At 35.5% G+C, this 1,904-nt stretch carries 4 protein-coding genes; 2 read left to right on the top strand and 2 right to left on the bottom strand.

The window, feature by feature from the left end; translation table 11 throughout:
- Positions 1–240: 240 nt before the first annotated feature.
- Together FTT84_RS17670 and FTT84_RS17675 are read left to right on the top strand one after the other, a co-directional pair.
- Positions 241–420 carry a hypothetical protein gene (locus FTT84_RS17670; RefSeq protein ID WP_016658770.1) on the top strand — a complete coding sequence of 60 codons (180 nt, stop codon included), beginning with the start codon at positions 241–243 and terminating at the stop codon, positions 418–420.
- Complete coding sequence (locus FTT84_RS17675; RefSeq protein WP_004769969.1) at positions 417–803, top strand: type II toxin-antitoxin system death-on-curing family toxin; 387 nt, start codon at positions 417–419, stop codon at positions 801–803. The genes FTT84_RS17670 and FTT84_RS17675 overlap by 4 nt, the downstream gene beginning before the upstream one ends.
- Before the next feature lies 1 nt (position 804).
- On the opposite strand, the gene FTT84_RS17680 is transcribed toward FTT84_RS17675, so the two are convergent.
- Both FTT84_RS17680 and FTT84_RS17685 read right to left on the bottom strand, forming a co-directional pair.
- Positions 805–1,356 (bottom strand): macro domain-containing protein, encoded by a 552-nt coding sequence (locus tag FTT84_RS17680; RefSeq protein WP_180082020.1) that lies wholly within the window; start codon positions 1,354–1,356, stop codon positions 805–807.
- Positions 1,357–1,364: 8 nt separating this feature from the next.
- Positions 1,365–1,643, bottom strand: a complete 279-nt coding sequence (locus tag FTT84_RS17685; RefSeq protein ID WP_254631145.1) for a hypothetical protein — start codon at positions 1,641–1,643, stop codon at positions 1,365–1,367.
- Positions 1,644–1,904 lie beyond the last annotated feature (261 nt).

Here is a 1,904-nt window from a genome sequence, read left to right on the forward strand (position 1 = left end):
TGTACACGGTGCACTGGGTTATGTATCGCCTTTTGAGTTTGAAGCAATGTACTATGATAAGATTAATCCGTTAGGTCAGGTGGCCTAACTTAAATAAAAAAGTCTCCGACAAACCCGGTACGGTTCATGATTTCTTTGATATAGACTCTGAGTCAGCTATTCCTAGAAAAGATCCTCACTATCGCACCTAATTGTAAAATTTGAGCTAAAATAGACATCTCTATTAATGGAGCTATGAATATGAGAAAACGCTTAAAAGACTATAGCCTTGATCAAGTTTCAAATCGCCAAAAGGTTTCAGGTCAAGTATTACCAATTCAATTTAGCAATGATGAAGCAACAAAACGTGTTGTGATGCACAGTGCTAAACGAGTTATTAAGCAGCATAAAGCAGAACTTCAAGAGCTTGCTTATAAATGAGTTTGATTAGCTCAACATTCGTGATCGCTGTACATGATGAGATCCTATTACAAACTGGCGTGGGGCGAACAGGCTGTCATATTGAAAAGCTAGAAAGCGTATTAAGCCGTATAGATCAGCAGATGTATTACAGCAATGTAAGCGACATTTTTGAGATCGCAGCATGGTTTGGTATTGCTATCTCAAAAGGTCATGCTTTTGTTGATGGTAATAAAAGAACTGGTTTAGCTGTAATGCTGACTTATCTAGAAATTCAAGGTGTTACCATTCAGGAACAAACAGGTTTAGATGATTTGATGGTCGATATTGTTGAATCACAAGAAGAACATGAATTATTAGCCAAAATTGTGGCTGAATTCTTATACGAGCTTTCGATAATTTAAACTAAGAAATCAGAATCTGAATATTTGGATCATCGATATTCGATAAAAGATTCTTATAAATTAAATAATTTTCATCCTCTCGGCAGATAAAAAATACTTCTGCAACATGATCATATTGAGGCAACATAGAGAGTATGGTGCCAATCGCAATTTCAGCCGCCTTTTGAGGTGGAAAACCATAAACACCTGTACTAATACATGGAAAAGAAACAGTGAGTGCATGAATTTCATTAGCTTTGAATAGTGCATTACTATAAGCATCACAAAGCAATTGTGGCTCATTGTGTTCGCCATCTAACCATCGTGGTCCAACCGCATGAATAAGGTATTTAGCAGGCAGATTACCTGCTGTTGTTACTTCTGCTTGACCTGTAGGGCATATACCTTTTTCTTGATTTAGACGAACACATTCTTCTTTCATCAATGGTCCAGCTTTTTTATGAATCACATAATCAAGTCCACCACCACCAAGCAAAGATTTATTTGCTGAGTTAACGATGGCATGTACAGCAAAAGCTGTTATATCTGCTTGGATGAGATGGACTTTTTTCATAATTAGTTTTATAGAATACCCTTTTGTTTCTTATATTCAGTAATGATTGTTCCTAATTCTGGTTCAAATAATTTGATATATTCATCAGATAGACCTCTACTACTAGATGGGTGTGGTAAGCACACAACTTGGCATTGTTCAAAATTATCAAAGTAAACTTTAAATCGAGTACCATCAAAATCTGTTTTTTGTACCATTTTTAAGGGTTCTATTTCTGGACCAACAATAGCAGTAAACCTATCCCAAACATCTATATTTCTCAGAAAATTAATAAGCTTACTACCCATAAATAAAATTACTTTGGGTCTCAAAACTTCAATATGATGAATAAAATTATCAACTGCTTCTTTTTCTAAGAAACGATTATAGCTTTCTATATCTGCATTACTCGTATAGGCCCAATTAGTTTGAATAATACATTTTGAACCGTACCGGGTTTGTCGGAGACTTTTTTATTTAAGTTAGGCCACCTGACCTAACGGATTAATCTTATCATAGTACATTGCTTCAAACTCAAAAGGCGATACATAACCCAGTGCACCGTGTAC

It is taken from the genome of Acinetobacter sp. YH01019 (genome assembly GCF_013420285.1).
Classification (GTDB): Bacteria; Pseudomonadota; Gammaproteobacteria; order Pseudomonadales; family Moraxellaceae; genus Acinetobacter; species Acinetobacter gandensis.

Bases quoted from the DNA above. Each gene is read 5' to 3' on its own strand.
- FTT84_RS17670 (WP_016658770.1), top strand. From the start codon at position 241: ATGAGAAAACGCTTAAAAGACTATAGCCTTGATCAAGTTTCAAATCGC.
- FTT84_RS17675 (WP_004769969.1), top strand. From the start codon at position 417: ATGAGTTTGATTAGCTCAACATTCGTGATCGCTGTACATGATGAGATC.
- FTT84_RS17680 (WP_180082020.1), bottom strand. From the start codon at position 1,356: ATGAAAAAAGTCCATCTCATCCAAGCAGATATAACAGCTTTTGCTGTA.
- FTT84_RS17685 (WP_254631145.1), bottom strand. From the start codon at position 1,643: ATGGGTAGTAAGCTTATTAATTTTCTGAGAAATATAGATGTTTGGGAT.